This window comes from Rhizobium laguerreae, from assembly GCF_019778565.1.
GTDB lineage: Bacteria > Pseudomonadota > Alphaproteobacteria > Rhizobiales > Rhizobiaceae > Rhizobium > Rhizobium laguerreae.
The window spans coordinates 167,954-188,133 of the sequence record NZ_JAAXQT010000004.1 but is presented as its reverse complement, the minus strand read 5'-3'; the positions used below and the strand labels follow the sequence as shown (position 1 = coordinate 188,133).

The 20,180-nt window shown below is 60.5% G+C and carries 20 protein-coding genes and 1 pseudogene; 7 read left to right on the top strand and 14 right to left on the bottom strand.

Annotation, left to right across the window (positions count from 1 at the left end):
• The first annotated feature begins 216 nt into the window (after positions 1–216).
• Both HFO71_RS14910 and HFO71_RS14905 read left to right on the top strand, forming a co-directional pair.
• On the top strand, positions 217–372 hold the full coding sequence (locus HFO71_RS14910) for a DUF3309 family protein (protein WP_017962528.1): 156 nt from the start codon (positions 217–219) through the stop codon (positions 370–372).
• 27 nt (positions 373–399) lie between these two features.
• Positions 400–660 carry a YMGG-like glycine zipper-containing protein gene (locus HFO71_RS14905; RefSeq protein ID WP_003543792.1) on the top strand — a complete coding sequence of 87 codons (261 nt, stop codon included), beginning with the start codon at positions 400–402 and terminating at the stop codon, positions 658–660.
• Positions 661–1,072: 412 nt separating this feature from the next.
• On the opposite strand, the gene phbB is transcribed toward HFO71_RS14905, so the two are convergent.
• Both phbB and HFO71_RS14895 read right to left on the bottom strand, forming a co-directional pair.
• Entirely contained in the window at positions 1,073–1,798 is a 726-nt protein-coding gene (gene phbB, locus HFO71_RS14900) for a beta-ketoacyl-ACP reductase (RefSeq protein ID WP_025396412.1), read from the bottom strand.
• A gap of 71 nt (positions 1,799–1,869) precedes the next feature.
• Positions 1,870–3,051 carry an acetyl-CoA C-acetyltransferase gene (locus tag HFO71_RS14895; RefSeq protein ID WP_025396413.1) on the bottom strand — a complete coding sequence of 394 codons (1,182 nt, stop codon included), beginning with the start codon at positions 3,049–3,051 and terminating at the stop codon, positions 1,870–1,872.
• Positions 3,052–3,290: 239 nt separating this feature from the next.
• Here HFO71_RS14895 and phaR point away from each other — a divergent pair, with 239 nt between their 5' ends.
• Positions 3,291–3,863: a polyhydroxyalkanoate synthesis repressor PhaR gene (gene phaR / locus HFO71_RS14890; protein ID WP_017962532.1), complete on the top strand. Its 573-nt coding sequence runs from the start codon at positions 3,291–3,293 to the stop codon at positions 3,861–3,863.
• Here phaR and HFO71_RS14885 read toward each other — a convergent pair.
• From HFO71_RS14885 to mtgA, 5 genes and pseudogenes are all read right to left on the bottom strand, one after another.
• Positions 3,858–4,265 (bottom strand): hypothetical protein, encoded by a 408-nt coding sequence (locus HFO71_RS14885; protein WP_077977937.1) that lies wholly within the window; start codon positions 4,263–4,265, stop codon positions 3,858–3,860. The two genes, phaR and HFO71_RS14885, sit on opposite strands and share 6 nt — an antisense overlap.
• A gap of 145 nt (positions 4,266–4,410) precedes the next feature.
• Positions 4,411–4,596 carry a 50S ribosomal protein L32 gene (gene rpmF, locus HFO71_RS14880; protein WP_003543812.1) on the bottom strand — a complete coding sequence of 62 codons (186 nt, stop codon included), beginning with the start codon at positions 4,594–4,596 and terminating at the stop codon, positions 4,411–4,413.
• Between the two features lie 155 nt (positions 4,597–4,751).
• Positions 4,752–5,399 carry a glutathione S-transferase family protein gene (locus tag HFO71_RS14875; protein ID WP_077977938.1) on the bottom strand — a complete coding sequence of 216 codons (648 nt, stop codon included), beginning with the start codon at positions 5,397–5,399 and terminating at the stop codon, positions 4,752–4,754.
• A 13-nt stretch (positions 5,400–5,412) separates the two neighbouring features.
• Positions 5,413–5,499 (bottom strand): annotated as a pseudogene (locus HFO71_RS35835) (DUF1868 domain-containing protein); the annotation flags it as partial.
• Between the two features lie 92 nt (positions 5,500–5,591).
• The gene (gene mtgA / locus HFO71_RS14870; protein ID WP_025396415.1) at positions 5,592–6,329 is read right to left on the bottom strand and encodes a monofunctional biosynthetic peptidoglycan transglycosylase; all 738 of its coding nucleotides are present in this window, start codon (positions 6,327–6,329) and stop codon (positions 5,592–5,594) included.
• A gap of 135 nt (positions 6,330–6,464) precedes the next feature.
• Here mtgA and HFO71_RS14865 point away from each other — a divergent pair, with 135 nt between their 5' ends.
• Positions 6,465–7,379: a polyprenyl synthetase family protein gene (locus tag HFO71_RS14865; RefSeq protein ID WP_025396416.1), complete on the top strand. Its 915-nt coding sequence runs from the start codon at positions 6,465–6,467 to the stop codon at positions 7,377–7,379.
• A 9-nt stretch (positions 7,380–7,388) separates the two neighbouring features.
• Here the strand turns inward: HFO71_RS14865 and hisC are convergent, their stop codons facing one another.
• The 4 genes from hisC to HFO71_RS14845 form a co-directional block, all read right to left on the bottom strand.
• Positions 7,389–8,450 (bottom strand): histidinol-phosphate transaminase, encoded by a 1,062-nt coding sequence (gene hisC / locus HFO71_RS14860; protein WP_077977939.1) that lies wholly within the window; start codon positions 8,448–8,450, stop codon positions 7,389–7,391.
• Positions 8,451–8,466: 16 nt separating this feature from the next.
• Positions 8,467–9,717, bottom strand: coding sequence for a flavodoxin-dependent (E)-4-hydroxy-3-methylbut-2-enyl-diphosphate synthase (ispG, locus tag HFO71_RS14855; protein ID WP_017962537.1), 1,251 nt, complete (start codon positions 9,715–9,717; stop codon positions 8,467–8,469).
• 96 nt (positions 9,718–9,813) lie between these two features.
• The gene (locus HFO71_RS14850) at positions 9,814–11,004 is read right to left on the bottom strand and encodes an MFS transporter (protein WP_077977940.1); all 1,191 of its coding nucleotides are present in this window, start codon (positions 11,002–11,004) and stop codon (positions 9,814–9,816) included.
• A 63-nt stretch (positions 11,005–11,067) separates the two neighbouring features.
• Positions 11,068–11,844 (bottom strand): DeoR/GlpR family DNA-binding transcription regulator, encoded by a 777-nt coding sequence (locus tag HFO71_RS14845; RefSeq protein ID WP_077977941.1) that lies wholly within the window; start codon positions 11,842–11,844, stop codon positions 11,068–11,070.
• A gap of 516 nt (positions 11,845–12,360) precedes the next feature.
• Here HFO71_RS14845 and HFO71_RS14840 point away from each other — a divergent pair.
• The 3 genes from HFO71_RS14840 to HFO71_RS14830 all read left to right on the top strand — a co-directional run bounded on the left by HFO71_RS14840 (position 12,361) and on the right by HFO71_RS14830 (position 14,776).
• The gene (locus HFO71_RS14840) at positions 12,361–13,134 is read left to right on the top strand and encodes an amino acid ABC transporter substrate-binding protein (protein WP_011653981.1); all 774 of its coding nucleotides are present in this window, start codon (positions 12,361–12,363) and stop codon (positions 13,132–13,134) included.
• 203 nt (positions 13,135–13,337) lie between these two features.
• Positions 13,338–14,018: an amino acid ABC transporter permease gene (locus tag HFO71_RS14835; RefSeq protein ID WP_077977942.1), complete on the top strand. Its 681-nt coding sequence runs from the start codon at positions 13,338–13,340 to the stop codon at positions 14,016–14,018.
• Positions 14,015–14,776 carry an amino acid ABC transporter ATP-binding protein gene (locus tag HFO71_RS14830; RefSeq protein ID WP_027668543.1) on the top strand — a complete coding sequence of 254 codons (762 nt, stop codon included), beginning with the start codon at positions 14,015–14,017 and terminating at the stop codon, positions 14,774–14,776. Before HFO71_RS14835 ends, HFO71_RS14830 begins: the two co-directional genes overlap by 4 nt.
• A gap of 39 nt (positions 14,777–14,815) precedes the next feature.
• Here HFO71_RS14830 and HFO71_RS14825 read toward each other — a convergent pair whose 3' ends face one another.
• The 3 genes from HFO71_RS14825 to HFO71_RS14815 all read right to left on the bottom strand — a co-directional run bounded on the left by HFO71_RS14825 (position 14,816) and on the right by HFO71_RS14815 (position 20,015).
• Complete coding sequence (locus tag HFO71_RS14825) at positions 14,816–15,388, bottom strand: NADPH-dependent FMN reductase (RefSeq protein ID WP_077977943.1); 573 nt, start codon at positions 15,386–15,388, stop codon at positions 14,816–14,818.
• A 189-nt stretch (positions 15,389–15,577) separates the two neighbouring features.
• Entirely contained in the window at positions 15,578–19,042 is a 3,465-nt protein-coding gene (gene pyc / locus HFO71_RS14820) for a pyruvate carboxylase (protein ID WP_077977944.1), read from the bottom strand.
• A gap of 217 nt (positions 19,043–19,259) precedes the next feature.
• Positions 19,260–20,015, bottom strand: a complete 756-nt coding sequence (locus HFO71_RS14815) for a helix-turn-helix transcriptional regulator (protein WP_077977945.1) — start codon at positions 20,013–20,015, stop codon at positions 19,260–19,262.
• Positions 20,016–20,180: the final 165 nt, after the last annotated feature.

Here is a 20,180-nt window from a genome sequence, read left to right as displayed (position 1 = left end):
TCGCTGACGAATCGGCGACATCGCGATTTTCCCGCTTTGTTCACCGCAACATATTGTATTTAAATGTCTTTTTAACCATAGCGGCATTTTTACGAGAAGACGGAAATTAAACCGTGAATCGGGCTTCGTCACATTTCAGAGCTCAACCGGGAACAAAAATCGCCAATGCGTGTTTCTCGTCCATCCAAATTGCGGATGAAATGAAGGAAACACACCATGCTTGGCACGATACTTCTTATTATCCTCATTCTGCTCTTGATCGGAGCCTTGCCGAATTGGGGTTACAGCCGTGGCTGGGGCTATGGACCTTCCGGCGGTTTGGGGCTAGTTCTCGTGATTATCATTATCCTTGTACTAATGGGCCGCATCTAAAGCCCAACTAACCTGGGGAGTTACGACATGATGAAGAAGATTGTTCTTATTGGTGCCCTCGTCGGCGCCTTGGCATCCTGCACAGCGACCGAGCAAGGTACGGCGATTGGCGCCGGTACCGGTGCGGTCATCGGCGGTGCCGTCACCAACAGCTGGGGTGGTGCCGCCGTCGGCGCCGTTGCCGGCGGTTTGACCGGTGCTCTGATCGGCCAGTCGGTTGAACGCCGCGGCTACTGCGTCTATCGCGACCGCTACGGCCGCCGCTACGAGGCCCGTTGCCGCTACTGATCGGCAAGCATATCGGACTCCCGACGGGCGCCTTGGCGCCCGTTTTTCTTTTGGCCTGCTGCATCCGTCAACGTGACGTTGACAATCGGTTGCGAAAGTCAAATCTACCGCCGCCCAACTGCCAGACACATATTTCCTTCACGAGCGCAACGGACAGGCAAAGCCGCCCGGCGCAGCTGAAAGGAACGCCTCCATGACCCAGATTTTGCTTAATTCTCTCGTCGCTGTTCTGATTACATCGGCTTTCCTGACGACCGCGATATCAGCCCTTAGCGGGGAAAATCGCTCGCTGCGCAAAGTGCCGGCGAGAGCTCGGCCACAGCGACGTCCATAAACAGCAATTGGCGCGTCCGGCCGGACGCGCCAATTGCTTTGACTCTGATCTCTACTGTCGACTCGAAGACAGAAATGCCTAGGCGAAGAACTGTCCGCCATTGGCCGTCAGCGTCGAACCGGTGATGAAGCCGGCATCGTCGGAGACGAGGAAGGTGACGCAACGCGCGATCTCTTCCGGTTCGCCGAGACGACCGACGGGGATCTGCGGAATGATGCGTTCGTTCAGCACCTTCTCCGGCACGGCAAGTACCATTTCCGTTCCGATGTAACCGGGGCAAATGGCGTTGACGGTGATGTTCTTGTTTGCCCCTTCCTGGGCCAGCGCCTTGGTGAAGCCGAGATCGCCCGCCTTGGCCGCCGAATAGTTCACCTGGCCCATCTGGCCCTTCTGCCCGTTGATCGACGAGATATTGACGATACGGCCGAAGCTGCGGTCACGCATGCTGGTCCAGACCTGATGCGTCATGTTGAACAGGCCCGTGAGGTTGGTATTGATCACCTCGTGCCACTGCTGCTGTGTCATCTTGTGGAACATCGCGTCGCGGGTGATGCCGGCATTGTTGACGAGGATTTCGACCGGGCCGATCTCGCTTTCGACCCTGGCAATTCCTTCGCCGCAGGCGAGGTAATCCGAAACATCCCATTTGAACACCGGAACGCCGGTAACGTCGTGGAAGGCTTTGGCCTTCTCGTCGTTGCCGGCATAGCTGGCGGCGACCCTGTATCCGGCATTTTTCAGTGCCATGGATATTGCCGCGCCGATGCCGCGTGTACCCCCGGTGACCAAAGCCACTCTGCTCATGTTCCGCTCCCCTTTTGTTTTTCGCCTCGCCGCGTGGCGGGATCTTCAATCAATCCTGGATCGTATGCTATTTAAAGTGCTTCAAAGCACATGGCCACACCCATGCCACCCCCGATGCAAAGCGTGGCGAGACCCTTCTTCGCGCCGCGGCGCTTCATTTCGAACAGCAGCGTGTTGAGAACGCGCGCACCGGAGGCGCCGATCGGATGGCCGATCGCGATCGCTCCGCCATTGACGTTGACGATCGACGGATCCCACCCGAGATCCTTGGTGACGGCGCAGGCTTGCGCCGCGAAGGCCTCGTTGGCTTCGACGAGATCGAGATCGTTGACCGACCAGCCGGCCTTCTCGAGCGCCTTGCGCGAAGCCGGGATCGGTCCGGTGCCCATGATCTGCGGATCGACACCCGCCGTTGCCCAGGAAACGATGCGGGCGAGCGGCTGGATGCCGCGCCGGACTGCCTCGGCTTCGCTCATCAGCACGGCTGCCGCGGCACCGTCGTTGAGGCCGGACGCGTTCGCAGCCGTGACCGTGCCGTCCTTGTCGAAGGCCGGGCGCAGCTTCCCCATCGCCTCTATCGTCGCGCCGTGACGGATATATTCGTCGGTATCGACCGTAACGTCGCCCTTACGTGTCTTGATGACGTAGGGGATGATCTCGTCGGTAAAGCGGCCGGCCTTCTGCGCCGCCTCCGCCTTGTTCTGAGAGCTGACCGCGAACTGATCCTGGTCGTCGCGCGAAAGCTGCCACTGGCGCGCAATATTCTCGGCGGTGATGCCCATGTGGTAGCCATGGAAGGCGTCGGTCAAGCCGTCCTTGATCATCGTGTCGATCATCTTCATGTCGCCCATCTTGACGCCGCCGCGTAAGTGCGCGGCATGCGGGGCCATCGACATGGATTCCTGGCCGCCGGCAACGATGATCTTGGCATCGCCGGTGGCGATCTGCTGCATGCCGAGCGCAACGGCGCGCAGGCCCGAGCCGCAGAGCTGGTTGACGCCCCAAGCCGTCGCTTCCTGCGGAATGCCGGCCTTCATCGCCGCCTGCCGAGCCGGGTTCTGGCCCTCGCCGGCGGCAAGCACCTGGCCGAGGATCACCTCATCCACCTCGCCGGCATCGACGCCGGCGCGCTCGAGCGCGCCCTTGATGACGGCCGCCCCGAGCTCATGCGCGAGAACCGTCGCGAAAGCGCCGTTGAAGGCGCCGACTGCTGTTCGCCCTGCGCTGGCGATGACGATGGATGGATTGCTCATGGGGACGCTCCTCGTTTTCGTCTCACTTACATAGGTGGAAACTGGCAAAGCTTGGAGCACAAGTCAAACGCGAAGACCGGCTGCGGCCATTTTTCGGCAGCAGCCCGCCGGAGCCCGATTCATCTGCTCCGTGAAAGGTTTGCCGCATCGCACAAAGAGATTGTCACCGGGCTTCTTTTGCGTTTACAGTCTCAAATGGAGGAATATCCATAAATCAGACGGGGGTTCAGGAGACTGATATGGCGAAGCATGAGGGTCAGATCGTTATCAAGAAATACGCCAATCGACGCCTATACAACACGGGCACCAGCACCTACGTGACGCTGGAAGACCTGGCGGAGATGGTGAAGAAGGGCGAAGAATTTACCGTCCAGGATGCAAAAAGCGGAGATGACATCACCCATTCGGTGCTGACCCAGATCATCTTCGAACAGGAATCGAAGACCGGCAACACGTTGCTCCCGATCTCCTTCCTGCGCCAGCTCATCACCTATTACGGCGACCAGATGCAGATGGTCGTGCCGAGCTTTCTCGAACATTCGATGCGCTCCTTTACCGAACAGCAGGCTCAGATGCGCGAGCAGGTGAACCGCGCCTTCGGCGAAACGCCGCTCGGCAAGAACCTGCAGTTGCCGATGCAGATGGTCGAGGACCATGTTCGCCGCAACACCGAGCTGTTTCAGCAGGCGATGCAGATGTTCTCGCCCTTCATGACGCCGCCCGCCAAGGAAAGCCGCAAGGCCGAGGCCAAGGATATCGACGAGCTGAAGGAACAGCTCCGCGCCCTTCAGAACAAGCTCGACAACCTATAATCCGATCGAGACATCCCGCCCGGCGCTCCGGATCGACACGGCAAAACCGCCGATGACATCGATCAGAGCGATCGTCATCAAAATGAAGAAGACCTGCGTCGCAGCATCCCGGACGAGCAGAAACTCGACTAGGAAGGCGATGAACACCAGCATCGACAGCATGTGGTTGACGAGATTGCCGGGACCGGTTCTGGTGGCTTTGAGGATTTCGAAGAACAGCACGACAAGTGCGATGACGATGAAAAGATCGCCGAGCGCCATGCTCCAGATCGCGCCCGAGATCATCGACAGCACGATGATATCATGTTGCAGTGCCGGAATGCCGCCATCGCCCATCAGGCCCAGCATCGCAAGATTGTAAAGAATAAACGGGATAATCATTAGGGGCATGGCGGTTATCATCGGCAATCTCCCAGCGCATCATGGAAGAATACTGCCGCAAACCCTTGCCCCACCGCAAGTCATTGCAAATATTATATTGTCGAAATGCAAAAGGCCGGCATGACGCCGGCCTTGAAACTTCGATCGGACAAGCCGGATCGGGAAATTATGCGCTTTCCTTCGGCGTCAGAACCTGGCGGCCGCGATACATACCGGTCTTCAGGTCGATATGATGCGGGCGGCGCAGTTCGCCGGAGTTCTTGTCTTCGACATAGGTCGGAGCCTTCAGGGCGTCTGCCGAACGGCGCATACCGCGCTTGGACGGGCTTGTTTTTCTCTTCGGTACAGCCATTTCTCTTACTCCACTTGCGGGCAAAACATTCCCACGGCCACACCGGCGGCCGAAACGGACATGTCGCGATTTCGGAATTTGGCGCGCTTATACATGCAAGGGGTGACCTTGACCAGTCCCCATGCGTATTTTTTGCAAAGCCGATGATTCCAGGCTCAGACTTCGTCTTCCGGCACGATCCAAGGCTCGGCGCGGGCCGCCTCTTCCCATTTCCGCCAGGCCGGATGCGCCTTCATGGTCACCATATAGGCCAGCGTATCGTTTCGGCTGACGAGGTCATAAATGTCGAACCGGTTGACGACAGGCGCAAACATCGCATCCGCCCCGCTGAACGCGCCAAACAGAAACGGTCCGCCGGATTGCTGCAGGAGGTCGCGCCAGATCGTCTCGATGCGGCTGATATCGGCGTCGACACCATCCGGCAACGCGATCCTGCCCTTCGGCCGGCGAATATTCATCGGGCAGGCACTGCGCAGCGCCCGGAAGCTCGACAGCATTTCCATCGAAACCGAACGGGCGAGCGCCCGCTCGGCGCGATCCCTCGGCAGAAGGCCGGCGTCCGGATAAAGCTCGGCGACATATTCGATGATCGCCAGCGATTCCCAGATCTTCAATGCGCCGTGCTGCAGCAACGGCACACGCCCGGTGGGTGAGATGGCCTTGATGTTGGGATTGCCACCCGCATAGTCGAAGGGGATGAGGACTTCCTCGAAATCGACACCGGCGCCCGTCAGCGCCATCCACGGCCGGAACGACCAGGAGGAAAAATTCTTGTTGGCGATGTAGAGCGTCGGTCTGTCCATGGGCCTCTCCCGTTCAGGCTTCGAAATCGAAGATCAGCAATTCGTGAAGATGGTTCATGTCCTTGAGCACGCAGAATACCGGCGGGGCAAGCTCGAAAACAGGGCGCCTCGATGACGCTTGCCGCTTCTCATGATGCCGAAAACTGTGAACGGTTTTCGGGCATCATCATGCTCCAATGACAAGTTCTGGTCTCAATCGTAGATGCACTTGATGTAATCGCCCGCACCTTGCGCACGTCTCTCGATCAAGCCGGCGAGCCGGCGAAGGCCTCGTCCGGGCTTGCCGGCATTGCGGTCGATCGGGTTCGGCAGCGAGACGGCAAGCAGCGATGCCTGGCGCCGCGTCAGCTTCGAGGCCGGCACCTTGAAATGATGCTGGGCCGCCGCCTCGATGCCGTAGATGCCGGGACCCCATTCGGCGATATTGAGATAGATTTCCATCAGCCGCCGTTTCGACAGGACGAAATCCGTGGCAACCGCGAGCGGAAGTTCCAGCGCCTTGCGCACGAAGGAGCGGCTGTTCCAGAGGAAGAGGTTTTTCGCCGTCTGCATCGGGATCGTGCTGCCGCCGCGCGTCGCCTGACCTTTCAGCGTATCCTCGACCAGCATGCGCATTTCCGCCCAGTCGACGCCGCCGTGAAAGCAATATTGCCCGTCCTCCGACATCATCACCGACTGCACCACGACCGGGGCGATCTTATCAAGCGACACCCATTGCCTGTCGTAACCACGCAGCAGCACGAGATCGCGCAGCATCAGTGTCGAGACGGGGTGAATGAAGGGCAGCAGATAGAAAAAGATCAGCGCATAGGGAAGGATCAGCACGATCAGCACGGCAAGAACAATGCGTTTCAACATACGCCTGTCTTCGAACCATCGCCGACGAGCCGGCATGTCGACGCTGTCCTCTCTCTCCGGCGCTATATCCAATGTCCCCAGTCCGATTTCGCTCCTGTGGTTCTCATAACGCCTGTGTGGAGCTTATGCCAGAGTGCGCGGCGAATCTTGCTGTCGCCATCGACAATTCCGTTGCAAGCCCGGGGGCGCTCATGCCAAACAGCGCCCATGGACGCGAACCCGGACACTTTCGAGACGAGGCTGAAGAACAACGCCCGCGACATCGAGGCGCTGCTCGACGCATTGCTGTCGCCGAGTGCCCTTTCCGATGAAATCGCCAGGCCCGAGACGCTGCGCGATGCCATGCACTATGCCGTGCTGAACGGCGGCAAGCGGCTGCGCCCGTTTCTGGTCGTCGAAAGTGCCGCCCTTCTCGGCGGCGACGCCGAGGCGGCCCTTCGTGTTGGCGCAGCCCTCGAATGCGTCCACTGCTATTCCCTCGTGCATGACGACCTGCCGGCCATGGACGATGACGACCTACGCCGGGGCAAGCCGACAGTACACATCAAGTTCGACGAAGCGACGGCGATCCTCGCCGGCGACAGCCTGCTGACCTATGCCTTCGACATCATCGCCGCGCCGGAAACGGCCCTTGCCGATACGAGCAAGGCGTCGCTGGTGCTGGCCCTTGCCCGCGCAGCCGGTCTCGGCGGCATGGCCGGCGGCCAGGCGCTTGATCTCGCGGCGGAAAAGCAGGCGCCCGACGAGGTCGGCATCATCCGCCTGCAAGCGATGAAAACAGGCGCGCTGATCCGCTTCGCCTGCGAAGCCGGCGCCGTCATCTCGGCAAGCCCGCCGGACGATCGCCGCCGCCTGCGCGCCTTCGGCGAAAAGATCGGTCTTGCTTTCCAGCTTGCCGACGACATTCTCGACCAGACTTCGGATGCAGCGACCATGGGCAAGGCGACCGGCAAGGATGCGGCTCGCGGCAAGGGAACACTCGTCGCCCTGCGCGGCATGGAATGGGCCGAGACCCAGCTCCGTGAGCACGTCCGCGATGCCGAGGCGCTGCTTGCCCCTTACGGCGCCCGTGCCTCGACCCTCATTGCTGCAGCGCATTTCATCGCCGACCGGAAGAGCTGAAGCGGCAGGTCAGGCCGCCAGTATCTCCTTGAGAGCGGATACCAGACGGGCACACTCCTCATCCGTGCCGATGCTGATCCGCAGGAAGTCCGAAATACGCGGCTTGGCAAAATGCCGGACGAGAATGCCGCGCTCCCGCAGAGCGGCTTGAAATGCTGCGCCCGAACGGCTTTGGTGCCTTGCGAAAACGAAATTCGCCTGGGACGGCAGAACCTCAAGATCCAGCGCTTCGAGTTCCCTAACAAGGCTTTCGCGGCTGGCGATGATGTTCCTCCGGCCTGTCTCGAACCACGCCTCGTCCTTGATCGCCGCCGTCGCGGCAAGCTGCGCCAGACGATCAAGTGGATAGGAATTGAAGCTGTCCTTGACCCGCTCCAGCGCCTCGATCAGCGGCCGCTGCCCCAGCGCGAAGCCGATGCGCAGACCGGCAAGCGAACGGGACTTCGACAGGGTCTGGATCACCAGCAGGTTGGAATGCATGGATATCAGCGGGATGGCGCTCTCGCCGCCGAAATCGATATAGGCCTCGTCTATGACGACGACCGCATCCGGATGGGCGGTAAGAAGTGCCTCGATGCCGGTGAGCGGCAGGCCGATGCCGGTCGGCGCATTCGGATTGGGGATGATGATCGCGCCACAGGGCCTGTCGTAATCGGCCAGGCGGATCCGGAACCCATCGTCAACAGGCACTTCGATCGCTTCGACGCCGTATAGCAGGCTATAGGTCGAATAGAAGGCGTAGGTCACATCGGGATAGAGAAGCGGCCGCTCATGTTTCAGCAGCGCCTGGAACGCATGCGCAAGAACCTCGTCGGAGCCATTGCCGACGAATACTTCCTCCGCCGTCAGGCCGAAACGAACCGCGATCGTCTCGCGCAATTCCGTGGCAGTGGGATCGGGATAGAGCCGTAGACGATCGTCCGCCGCCTCCCGGATTGCCTCGATCGCCCTAGGAGACGGCCCGTAAGGATTTTCGTTGGTATTGAGCTTGACCATGTTCGCGGTACGGGGCTGCTCGCCCGCGACATAGGGCCGAAGCTTGCTGACGATTGGCGACCAGTACTGGCTCATCCGAAGATGCGGGCGGTCATTCCGCCGCCGTCCGCTGGCCGAAACGCTTCTCGATATAGTCGACGACAAGCGCCTCGAAATCGGCGGCAATATTGGGACCGCGCAGCGTCAACGCCTTTCGGCCGTCGATGAAGACGGGGGCGGCCGGCGTTTCACCAGTGCCCGGAAGCGAAATGCCGATATCGGCATGTTTGCTTTCGCCCGGCCCGTTGACGATGCAGCCCATGACGGCGACGTTCAGCGCCTCGACGCCGGGATATTTTTCACGCCATACCGGCATGTTTTTGCGGATGTCGTTCTGGATATTTTGGGCAAGTTCCTGGAACACGGTCGACGTCGTGCGTCCGCAGCCCGGACAGGCAGCAACCACGGGTATGAACTGCCGGAAGCCCATGACCTGCAGGATTTCCTGCGCCACCTGCACTTCGCGCGTGCGGTCGCCGTTCGGCTCGGGCGTCAGCGACACGCGGATCGTATCGCCGATGCCGTGCTGCAGCACGAAGCCCATCGCCGCCGACGAGGCGACGATGCCCTTGGTGCCCATGCCGGCTTCGGTCAGGCCGAGATGCAGCGCATGATTGGAGCGTTCGGCGAGCATGGAATTGACGGCGATCAGGTCCTGAACCTGGCTGACTTTGGCCGACAGGATGATGCGGTTGCGCGGCAGGCCGATCTCTTCGGCAAGGGCTGCCGACAGCAGCGCCGACTGCACGATCGCCTCGCGCGTCACCTGCCGGGCCGAAAGCGGCGACCCAGCCTCGGCGTTCCGATCCATCAGCGCCGTCAGCAGATCCTGATCGAGCGAGCCCCAATTGACGCCGATGCGCACCGGCTTGTCATAGCGGATCGCCATCTCGATGATCTCGGCGAACTGCTTGTCCTTCTTGTCCTTGAAGCCGACATTGCCGGGGTTGATGCGGTATTTCGCCAGCGCTTCGGCACAATCCGGATGATCGGCGAGCAGCTTATGGCCGATATAATGGAAGTCGCCGATCAAGGGCACGTCCATGCCGAGGCGCAGAAGCCGCTCGCGGATCTTCGGCACGGCGGCCGCACTCTCGTCGCGGTCGACGGTAATGCGCACCAGCTCCGAACCCGCCCGGTGGAGAGCGGCGACCTGCGCGACGGTGGAATCGATATCGGCCGTATCGGTGTTCGTCATGGATTGCACGACGACCGGCGCCCCGCCGCCGACGATGACACCGCCGACATCGACGGCAACGGAAGCGCGGCGCGGTTTCGGATCAAAATCGGCAGCTGAAGACATGGAGAGTTCTTGCACCCCTAAAAACAGTGCTTTTCAGGTGGATCAAGGCCGGCTGCTTGTCAACCGCCCCTGATATCACTTTTGTTGGGAGGCGGCTCAGTGATCGCCTCCGGAGGTCTCATCGGCATAATGGGCCAGGTTGGACAGCAGCAGAACGACGAGCAGCAGCACTGGCAGCGCCATGAAAACGACGGCAAAACCGATATGCTCGGCGACGAAGCCGATCAACGATGGCGCAACCAGCATGCCGGAATAGCCCATGGTGGTGACCACTGAGATGGCGATGCCGGGCTTGAGGCCGGGAATATTGCCCGCCGCCGAGAAGGCGATCGGCACCATGTTGGAAATGCCGATACCGCAAAAGGCAAAACCCAGGATGGCAAGCTCGGCATTGGGCGCCAGGCCTGCAAGCAGCATGCCGACGATGGCAAACAGCGTGCAGATTCGCAGCGTCTTGACGCCGCCCAGACGGTCGCGCACCAGGTCGCCGGCAAAGCGCATGATTGCCATGGTCGCCGAAAAGGCTGCGAAACCAAGGCCGGAAAGCGCGACGGACGCATCCATTTCCTGCCGAAGATAGAGCGCGCCCCAGTCGAGAACAGCACCTTCCGGCACCATGCTGAACAGCGCCATCAATCCGAGCAGCCACGGCAACGGCACCATCGGCAGCTTCGTCTTTTCCTTCTTGGTGTCGGGATGTGGCGGATCCGCAAGGATCATCGGCCAGGCGACGGCAAGGAAGATTGCCGCCAGTACCGTCGCCAGTTGCGCATGGCCGAGAATGCCGAGCTTGGAGATCACGATGCCGCCGAGAGCTGAGCCGATCAGTCCGCCAAGGCTCCAGAAAGCATGGCAGGACGACATGATGGCGCGGCGCATGGACTTCTCGACCGACACTGCATTGGCATTCATCGCCACATCCATTGCGCCGATGAAGCCGCCGAACAGGAAGAGCGTGATTGCCCCAGTGAGCACGTTTGGCGCCAGCGTCAATGCCAGCAGCAACGGCAGCAGACAGACGGCCAGGACTTGAACCACGACACGCGAGCCATGTTTGGCGATCTGCGCACCGGCGATCGGCATCATAACCAGCGAGCCGACGCCGAAGACCAGGATCATCAGCCCAAGCTCGAACTTGGTCAGCGCCAGACGCTCGGCAAAATCCGGAATCTTCGGCGCCCAGCAGCCGACGACAAAACCGTTCATGAGAAAGAGCAGGGAAACCGCCGCCCTGCTTCTGGTAATGAAGCCGCTCCGGGCTCCCGACGTACTCACATGACTATCCATTTCCGGTCTTCCTCATTGCCGGGCTTTCACCCGCCCGGTCTCCCTAAACTTTATGACGTCGCCTCAGTTCGTTTTCTCGGCGAGAACAGTTCTGCATCCGCGCTCGCGGTAACGGGCGAGAATGGCCGGATCGGCATCGTGCTCGACGACCAGGCATTCGCAATGGGCAACCGGCAGGATGCTATGGGGGGCCGCGGTGCCGAATTTTTCCGAGGTTGCAGCCACCAATACTTTTCTGCTCCTGGACGCCGCAAAGCGCTTGAACTCTGCATCCTCGAAGCCGAACACCGTGATGCCGGCCTCGAGATCGACACCGCAGGCGCCAAGAATGCAGAGATCGGGCGAAATCTGCTCCATATCCCGCAAGGCCTTGGCGCCGAGGGAACCGCCCGTCTGCCGGTCGACCATCCCGCCGATCAGAATGACGTTGACGGCAGGCTTGTCGATCAGCGCTGCGGCAATCGCCGGCGCATTCGTCGCAGCCGTCAGTGCAAGCTCGGCCGGTAATGCGTTGGCAATCGCCAGATTGGTGCTGCCGGCATCGAAAAACACGGTCGACCCGGCGGCAATCTGCTTTGCCGCAGCGCGCGCCAGCGCCTGTTTCCGGTCAGCGGCAAAGCCGATGCGTTGGGTCATGCTTCCGTGCGCCGGCGAGACCGGCAATGCACCACCATAAACCCGCTCGCAGAGCCCTGCCGCCGCCATTTCGCGCAGATCCCGCCGCACCGTGTCCTCGGAGACACCGAATTCGAGCGCCAGCTCCGTCGCCAGCACGCGGCCATTCAGCCGCAGCCTCTCGGAAATCACGCCTTGGCGTTCTCGCAACAGAAAATCCTGCATGTTCCTACCGGATCGGGATCTTATAAACAGGAAACGTGCATAACCGCTTATGACCATGCAGGCAATATGCACGGTCACACGTTTTCTGACGTTTCGAAACAAAGCTCCATCGCCAGAGCCAAATATGCCCTGTTGACCGATCCGAGAGCCGGGAACATCGATTAGACACTCCCGATTCCCGCCGGCATATCCGCCACCTGGTGCGTTCTCCCCGTGAAAAGCTCCGTCAGCCTGGGCATCCTGCTCACGACCCTCGCCTATATGGCGTTCACCTTCCATGACGCGATCATCAAGGTCCTGGCTTCAACCATTCCAGTCTGGCAGACCTGTCTTTCCGTAGTCTGACGATCCTCGTCGGTTGTGTCGCCTATGGGCGCGGCAAGCTCGTCCAAACGGACGCTTGAGAAAAATATTTGCAGTTGCTGCTTTTATTCGCAGTTTTCTACGCTTCCGGCGCCCTAGTTTTCTGCAAAGTATCCTCACCCGATGACAACCTCCCAAGGATGGATAGAAACAATGAACTGGTTGAAAACCGTCGCTGCCGCTGCCCTCATTCAGGCTGCGGCCTTGCTGCCTGCCCATGCCGGTGAAAACCTCGCCGCCATCAAATCGGCCGGCGTCTTCAAGATCGGCACCGAAGGCACCTATGCGCCCTTCACCTATCATGACGAAAGCGGCAAGCTTGTCGGCTTCGATGTCGAGATCGGCGAAGCGATCGCCGCCAAGCTCGGCGTCAAGGCCGAGTTCGTCGAAGGCAAGTGGGATGGCCTGATCGCCGGCCTCGATGCCAAACGCTACGATACCGTCATCAACCAGGTCGGCATCACCGAAACCCGCAAGCAGAAATACGATTTCTCCGAGCCCTATATCGCCTCCAAGGCCGTGCTGATCGCCCGCGACGGCGACGACAGCATCAAGTCCTTCGCCGATCTGAAGGGCAAGAAGGCCGCCCAGTCGCTGACCAGCAACTTCGGCAAGCTCGCAACCGAAGCCGGTGCCGAACTCGTCGGCACCGACGGTTTCGATCAATCGATCCAGTTGGTATTGACCAAGCGCGCCGACGCCACGATCAACGACAGCCTCTCCTTCCTCGATTTCAAGAAACACAAGCCGGATGCGCCGGTGAAGATCGTCGCCGAGCAGGAAAATGCCGATTATTCCGGCATCATCATCCGCAAGAACGAGCCGGAGCTTCTCGCCGAAATCAACAAGGCGCTTGCCGACATCAAGGCCGACGGCACCTACAAGAAGATCGCCGACAAATATTTCGGCCAGGACGTTTCCAAGTAAACTCCACTCAGGAAAAAGTCCCCTCCCCACAAGGGGGAGAGGCTTAGCCGGCAGATCGCTTCATCTCCAAATAATCGTTTCGGCCTGCCGCTCGGTCGCTATTTCTTGCGAGGCGGCACCTGGATAAGTCCCTCCCCCTTGTGGGGAGGGGTTGGGGAGGGGTATTTCGAGTATCACGACCCAACCGATGAGAGGGAACGCCCTTGCCGCACTGGCTCCAACTGATGGCGGAATCGCTACCCTCCCTCCTCTGGGCGGGGTTGATCTTCACCATACCACTGACCCTGCTATCCTTCGCCTTCGGCCTGACGCTCGGGCTCGCCACCGCGATCGCCCGGCTCTTCGGGCCGATGCCGCTGTCGGCCGTCGCGCGCTTCTATGTCTGGGTCATTCGCGGCACGCCGTTGCTCGTGCAGCTCTTCGTGATCTTCTACGGCCTGCCGAGCCTCGGCATCTTGCTCGATGCCTTTCCGGCCGCCCTCATCGGCTTCACGCTGAATATCGGCGCCTATAGCTCCGAGATTATCCGCGCCGTCATTTCCTCGGTACCGAAGGGCCAGTGGGAAGCCGCCTATTCGATCGGCATGAGCTGGCGCCAGGCGATGAGCCGCACCATCCTGCCGCAGGCCGCCCGTGTCGCCGTGCCACCTTTGTCGAACACCTTCATCTCGCTGGTCAAAGACACCTCGCTTGCCGCCGCCATCACCGTGCCCGAGCTGTTCCAGGCCGCACAGCGCATCGTCGCCACCACCTATGAGCCGTTGATCCTCTATATCGAGGCAGCGTTGATTTATCTCGTCCTGAGCTCCGTCCTCTCGCAGCTGCAGGTGCGGCTGGAACGCCGCTTCGCGCGTTATGGCGGCATGCTGGAGGCAAATGCATGATCGAGCTTTCCAACATCGAAAAGCGTTTCGGCGACGCCGTCATCCTCAAGGATATCAGCATCCGCATCCCCGAAGGCAGCGTCACCGCGCTGGTTGGGCCTTCGGGCGGCGGCAAGAGCACGCTGCTGCGCTGCATCAACCTGCTCGAAATTCCGACCGCCGGCTCCATCCGCCTCGGAGAGGAAACGCTGGCCTTTGCACCGGGCAAACGAACGAGCTGGCCGGCGATCCAGAAGATCCGCCGCCAGACCGGCATGGTCTTCCAGAACTTTCAGCTCTTTCCGCATCAGACCGCGATCGAGAATGTCATGGAAGGCCTGGTGACGGTGCTGAGATGGCCGAGGCCAAAAGCTCGCGAGCGTGCGATGGAATTGCTGACCAAGGTCGGCATGACCCACAAGGCCGATGCCTGGCCTTCGACATTATCGGGCGGCCAGCAGCAGCGCGTCGCGATCGCCCGCGCGCTGGCGCCCTCGCCGCGCGTGCTTCTATGCGACGAGCCGACATCCGCCCTCGATCCCGAGCTTTCGGCCGAAGTGGTCGATGTGCTGGGCAAACTTGCCAGCGAAGGCACGACGATGGTGATGGCGACCCACGATCTCCGGCTCGCCTCGAAGATCGCCAATGACGTGGTTTTCCTGGAAGCCGGCAGCGTGGTGGAAACGGGCAGCGCCAGAGCAATCTTCAGCGCGCCGGAGCGCGAACGCACCAAACGTTTCATCTCGACGATCAACGCCGCCCATACTTACGATATTTGAGTGCCGGGATGCGAACATCCCGGCTGGCCGGAACTCCAATCAGGAGGCCGTGACGACGGCGCGCGCCGCCTTCAACGCATTGCCCCACCAGGTGAGCTGGTCGAGTTGGTTCTTCGCCGCTTCGTTGAGATGCGCGTAATCGCTGAGGCTCTTGCCTTCCTTGAGAACGCCGAGATATTCGCCAAGCGCGATATGCACGCCGGTTTTCACCGAAGCCGCCCCCATCTCCACGAAGATCAGCCGGAGATGCTCGACCGCACGTGCGCCGCCGACGCCGCCGTAACCGACGAAGCTGACCGGCTTGTGGATGAACTCGCCGAGGTCGATGGCGTTCTTCAGAACCGCCGTCGGAGCGTGATTGTACTCGGCGACGGTGAAAATGAAGCCGTCGAATTCACGCAGCTTCTTTTTCCAGCGCTCTGCCGTCTCGCTTTCAGCGGTCGTCGCGCGCTGCTCACCGAAAAAATGCATGGGGTAGTCGAGCAGGTCGAGAACCTCGACCTCGATGTCCTGCCGTTCGCCGGCGATAGCGGCAATCCACTTGGCCGGATGCTCGGCAAAACGGCCAATACGCGTGCTGCCGACGATGACGGCAATCTTCAACTTGCTCATGGATATCATTTCCTGATGGGTTTTGGGGGCGGATAATGGGAGCGCAACTTTATGAGAAAGCCTCCGCGCCGAGCAAGGCACGAAGGCTTCGAAAAATCAGCTTTTTGACAGGCCGATCGTACACAATCGAGTGAATGGAGCCCGCTCGCAAACTCGGCTGATGCACGCCTTGCGGAGGATGGCAGCGCTTCAGCCTGCGTAGACGACGAGCAGATCCTTGGCATCGATCTGATCGCCGGCCCGCACCAGCACTTCGGAAATCGTCCCATCCTTTTCCGCATGCAGCGCCGTTTCCATCTTCATCGCCTCGATCGAGACGAGCACGTCACCGGCATTGACGGCCTGGCCGGGCGAGACGAAGACACGGCTGATGACACCCGGCATCGGCGCGCCGACATGAACGGCATTGCCCGGCTCCGCCTTGCGGCGGACGGCGGCACCCGCCGCTCCATGGGCCCGGTCCGGCACCTTGATGCGGCGCGGCTGGCCGTTGAGCTCGAAGAAGATGGTCACCATGCCCTGGCTGTCGGTCGCGCTCATCGCCTGGTTGACGATGACGAGCGTCTTGCCGCGCTCGATATCGGCAAACAGCTCCTCGCCGTCCTTGAGACCGTAGAAATAGGCGGGTGTCGGCAGCACCGAGACCGGTCCGTAGGTATCGGAGGCGAGCGCGAAGTCGGTGAAGACCTTCGGATACATCAGGTAGGAAGCGAATTCGAAGTCGCTGACCTCGCGCTCGAGCTTCGTCTCGATGACTTTACGCTCCGCATCGAGATCAGCCTCCTTGAGCAGCGAGCCGGGGCGCACGGTATAGGACTTGTCGCCCTTCAGCGCCTTCTTCTGAAGCGCTTCGGGCCATCCTGACGGCGGCTGGCCGAGATCGCCCTTCAGCATCGAGACCACCGATTCCGGGAAGGAGACTTCCTTGTCGGGGCTGACGACGTCGGCAACCGTCAGGTCCTGAGACACCATCATCAGCGCCATGTCGCCGACGACCTTGGAAGACGGCGTCACCTTGACGATATCGCCGAACATCTGGTTGGCGTCGGCATAGGCCTGCGCCACCTGATGCCAGCGGGTCTCGAGCCCGAGCGAGCGGGCCTGTTCCTTGAGGTTGGTGAACTGGCCGCCCGGCATTTCGTGCAGATAGACTTCGGATGCCGGGCCCCTCAGATCGCTTTCGAAGGCGGCATACTGGTTCCGCGCCGCTTCCCAATAGAAGGAGATGCGGCGGATCCATTCCGGATCGAGGCCCGGATCACGCTCCGTGCCGCGCAGCGCCTCGACGATCGAGCCGAGACAGGGCTGCGAGGTATTGCCGGACAGCGCATCCATGGCGGCATCGACGGCATCGACGCCAGCATCGACGGCAGCAAGAACGGTCGCGGCCGCAATACCCGATGTATCATGCGTGTGGAAATGGATCGGCAGGCTGGTCGCCTCGCGCAGCGCCTTGAACAGAACCTTCGCAGCCGCGGGCTTGAGAAGACCCGCCATATCCTTGAGCGCGATGATATGCGCCCCCGCCTTCTCGAGCTCGACCGCAAGGTCGGTGTAGTATTTCAGATCGTATTTCGGGCGGGCCGAGTTCAGGATATCGCCGGTATAGCAGATCGCCGCCTCGCAGAGCTTGTTCTCCTCGGCAATGGCATCCATCGAGACGCGCATGTTCTCGACCCAGTTCAGGCAGTCGAAGACGCGGAAGAGATCGATGCCGCCCCTGGCCGCCTGGCGGACGAAATATTTGACGACATTATCGGGATAATTGGTGTAGCCGACGCCGTTGGCGCCGCGCAGCAGCATCTGCAGCAGAAGGTTCGGCGCGCCCTCGCGGATCAGCGCCAGGCGCTCCCACGGATCCTCGGTCAGAAAGCGCATGGAGACGTCGAAGGTCGCGCCGCCCCAGCATTCGAGCGACAAAAGGTTCGGCAGCGCATGCGCATAGGTGTCGGCAATGCGGGCGATGTCATAGGTGCGCATGCGGGTGGCAAGCAGCGACTGGTGGCCGTCACGCATCGTCGTGTCGGTCAAAAGCACACGCTTTTCGTTGCGCATCCATTCGCCGAATTTCTTCGGGCCGAGCGTGTCGAGGAGTTGCTTCGTACCATCCTTGACCGCATTGCCGTTGGCGTAGGGAACCACCGGCTCGGCAGCGTTATCAAGCGGCATCGGCCTGTCCTTGGCCTCGGGATGGCCATTAACGGTGACGTCGGCGAGATAGGTCAGCAGCTTCGTGGCGCGATCCTGGCGCTTCACCTGCTGGAATAGCTCCGGCGTCGTGTCGATGAAGCGCGTCGTGTAACTGTTGTCCCGGAACTTGGGATGGCCGATGATCGCTTCGAGGAAGGTCAGGTTGGTTGCCACGCCGCGAATGCGGAATTCGCGCAGCGCCCGGTCCATGCGGGCGATCGCTTCGGACGGATTGGGAGCCCATGCCGTGACCTTGACGAGAAGCGGATCATAAAAGCGGGTGATGATCGCACCCGAATAGGAGGTGCCGCCATCGAGGCGGATACCGAAACCGGACGCCGAGCGATAGGCGGTGATGCGGCCGTAATCCGGAATGAAATTATGCTCCGGATCTTCCGTGGTGATGCGGCACTGCAGCGCATGACCATTGAGACGGATATCCTCCTGGCGCGGCACGCCTGATTCCAGCGTGCCGATCGCAAAGCCGTCGAGGATGTGGATCTGCGCCTTGACGATATCAATGCCTGTAACGACTTCGGTCACCGTATGCTCGACCTGAATGCGCGGATTGACCTCGATGAAGTAGAATTTACCGGTATCGGCATCCATCAGATATTCGACGGTGCCGGCACCGATATAATTGGTCGCGGCCGCGATCTTCAGCGAATAGGCGGCGAGTTCCTGGCGCTGCGCCTCCGAGAGATAGGGCGCCGGGGCGCGCTCGACGACCTTCTGGTTGCGGCGCTGGATCGAGCAGTCACGCTCGAAGAGATGCACGACATTGCCGTGCGTATCGCCGAGCACCTGGCTTTCGACGTGGCGGGCGCGCTCGACGAGCTTTTCCAGATAGACCTCGTCCTTGCCGAAGGCCGCCATCGCCTCGCGCTTGGCTTCCGTCACCTCGCGGGCGAGATCCTTTGGATCGCGGATCGCGCGCATGCCGCGCCCGCCGCCGCCCCAGGAGGCCTTCAGCATGACGGGATAGCCGATCCCCTCCGCCATCTTCGCCACTTCGGCCATGTCCTCCGGCAACGGCCCGGTGGCCGGCACCACGGGAACACCGACCGAGATCGCCAGATTGCGCGCTGCGACCTTGTTGCCGAGCTGGCGCATCGTATCGGCCTCCGGGCCGATGAAGATGATACCGGCCTTGTTGCAGGCATCGACGAATTCGGGGCTTTCCGACAGCAGGCCATAGCCGGGATGGATGGCATCGGCGCCGGAGAGTTTAGCAACGCGGATCACCTCCTCGATCGACAGATAGCTCTCGATCGGGCCCATGTCCTTGGAAAGATGCGGACCGCGGCCGACCTGGTAGCTCTCGTCCGCCTTGAAGCGGTGCAGCGCCAGCTTGTCCTCTTCCGCCCAGATCGCCACGGTTTTTATTCCAAGCTCGTTGGCCGCGCGGAACACGCGAATGGCAATTTCGGAGCGATTGGCAACGAGAATCTTGGAAATGGGCAAAACGGTCTCCTCAGACGTTCAGACGCGGGAATGCTGCACCCGCGAAGGAAATTCTTAACTTCTTGTCACAGAAAGTTCAATTTATCTTGCGACTGCGAAATGCAATTTTTCGACATGCTGAAGCAATTCCAGGAAAAGTGCGAAAGCGGCTTCCGTCCGGACTTGCGTAAAAAGTAAAAAGCAGAGCGGTTTCGCTTCAATGAGAAGCGGAATTGCTCTAACTTATCAGGCCATGACGGAAGGCAAGCGCTACCGCCTGCTGCCTGTTTTTCGCCTTCAGCTTGTCCTGCAAGCCGTTCATATACCAGTCGACGGTGTGGTTTGAGATCTTCAGCATCTTGCTGATCTCCATCGAAGTCATGCCTTCGGCCAGATAATGCAGGATTTCCATCTCGCGCCGCGTCAGCGGCGTGTCGGCCGGCAGCACGGTCTCCAGTGCCTGCGCCTCACCTTTCAGATCGAGCAACCGCCAGAAGGCCTTGCGCGCCACCGCCTCCAGCAATGCGATTTCCACCGGCGACAGCTCGATCGGCTTGCCGGCGAGGCTAAGGCTGGCGAGAATGCCGTTGCGTCCGTGGATGGGAAAGATGTAGCCATCCTCCAGTCCATGACCGAAGGCATCGACCATCATCTGCTCCATGCGGCGCTGATGTGCGTCCTTGTGGAAGGCCGCCATCGCCTCCCGCCAGCGGAAGGGCCGCTGCGCATGAGCGAGATAGCGCACCATCGGATCAATCAGCGCATATTTTTTTGCGGCATATATCTGCGGCCATTGCTCCGGCCAGCGGCCGGCAAGCGCCGCAGCCCAAGGCTCCGGATTCTGCTGCACCGGGCTCTGCGGGACATGGCGCAGCAGACCGTAATATTCGAAGCCGCAACCGCGGAGGATCTGCTGCATTTCGGTGATGACAGCTTCAGGGTTTGAACATTCTTCCAGAATTACAAGCAATTGAATTAACGAATTAATTTTCACAAAAATGCCCCTTGCCCGGACCTGATGCCCGCATGAGGCCGTCGGCGGCTGGTCAAACTGGTCGCGAAACGGTCTTCAATAAATGCAGTCTGTAATTTAATGCTGCGCTAAACATTTAATAAAATGCAAGCGCAAATTGTCGCGAGATATAGCCGAACGGCTATT

Bases quoted from the DNA above. Each gene is read 5' to 3' on its own strand.
- HFO71_RS14910 (WP_017962528.1), top strand. From the start codon at position 217: ATGCTTGGCACGATACTTCTTATTATCCTCATTCTGCTCTTGATCGGA.
- HFO71_RS14905 (WP_003543792.1), top strand. From the start codon at position 400: ATGATGAAGAAGATTGTTCTTATTGGTGCCCTCGTCGGCGCCTTGGCA.
- phbB (WP_025396412.1), bottom strand. From the start codon at position 1,798: ATGAGCAGAGTGGCTTTGGTCACCGGGGGTACACGCGGCATCGGCGCG.
- HFO71_RS14895 (WP_025396413.1), bottom strand. From the start codon at position 3,051: ATGAGCAATCCATCCATCGTCATCGCCAGCGCAGGGCGAACAGCAGTC.
- phaR (WP_017962532.1), top strand. From the start codon at position 3,291: ATGGCGAAGCATGAGGGTCAGATCGTTATCAAGAAATACGCCAATCGA.
- HFO71_RS14885 (WP_077977937.1), bottom strand. From the start codon at position 4,265: ATGATAACCGCCATGCCCCTAATGATTATCCCGTTTATTCTTTACAAT.
- rpmF (WP_003543812.1), bottom strand. From the start codon at position 4,596: ATGGCTGTACCGAAGAGAAAAACAAGCCCGTCCAAGCGCGGTATGCGC.
- HFO71_RS14875 (WP_077977938.1), bottom strand. From the start codon at position 5,399: ATGGACAGACCGACGCTCTACATCGCCAACAAGAATTTTTCCTCCTGG.
- HFO71_RS14865 (WP_025396416.1), top strand. From the start codon at position 6,465: ATGGACGCGAACCCGGACACTTTCGAGACGAGGCTGAAGAACAACGCC.
- hisC (WP_077977939.1), bottom strand. From the start codon at position 8,450: ATGAGCCAGTACTGGTCGCCAATCGTCAGCAAGCTTCGGCCCTATGTC.
- ispG (WP_017962537.1), bottom strand. From the start codon at position 9,717: ATGTCTTCAGCTGCCGATTTTGATCCGAAACCGCGCCGCGCTTCCGTT.
- HFO71_RS14850 (WP_077977940.1), bottom strand. From the start codon at position 11,004: ATGGATAGTCATGTGAGTACGTCGGGAGCCCGGAGCGGCTTCATTACC.
- HFO71_RS14845 (WP_077977941.1), bottom strand. From the start codon at position 11,844: ATGCAGGATTTTCTGTTGCGAGAACGCCAAGGCGTGATTTCCGAGAGG.
- HFO71_RS14840 (WP_011653981.1), top strand. From the start codon at position 12,361: ATGAACTGGTTGAAAACCGTCGCTGCCGCTGCCCTCATTCAGGCTGCG.
- HFO71_RS14830 (WP_027668543.1), top strand. From the start codon at position 14,015: ATGATCGAGCTTTCCAACATCGAAAAGCGTTTCGGCGACGCCGTCATC.
- HFO71_RS14825 (WP_077977943.1), bottom strand. From the start codon at position 15,388: ATGAGCAAGTTGAAGATTGCCGTCATCGTCGGCAGCACGCGTATTGGC.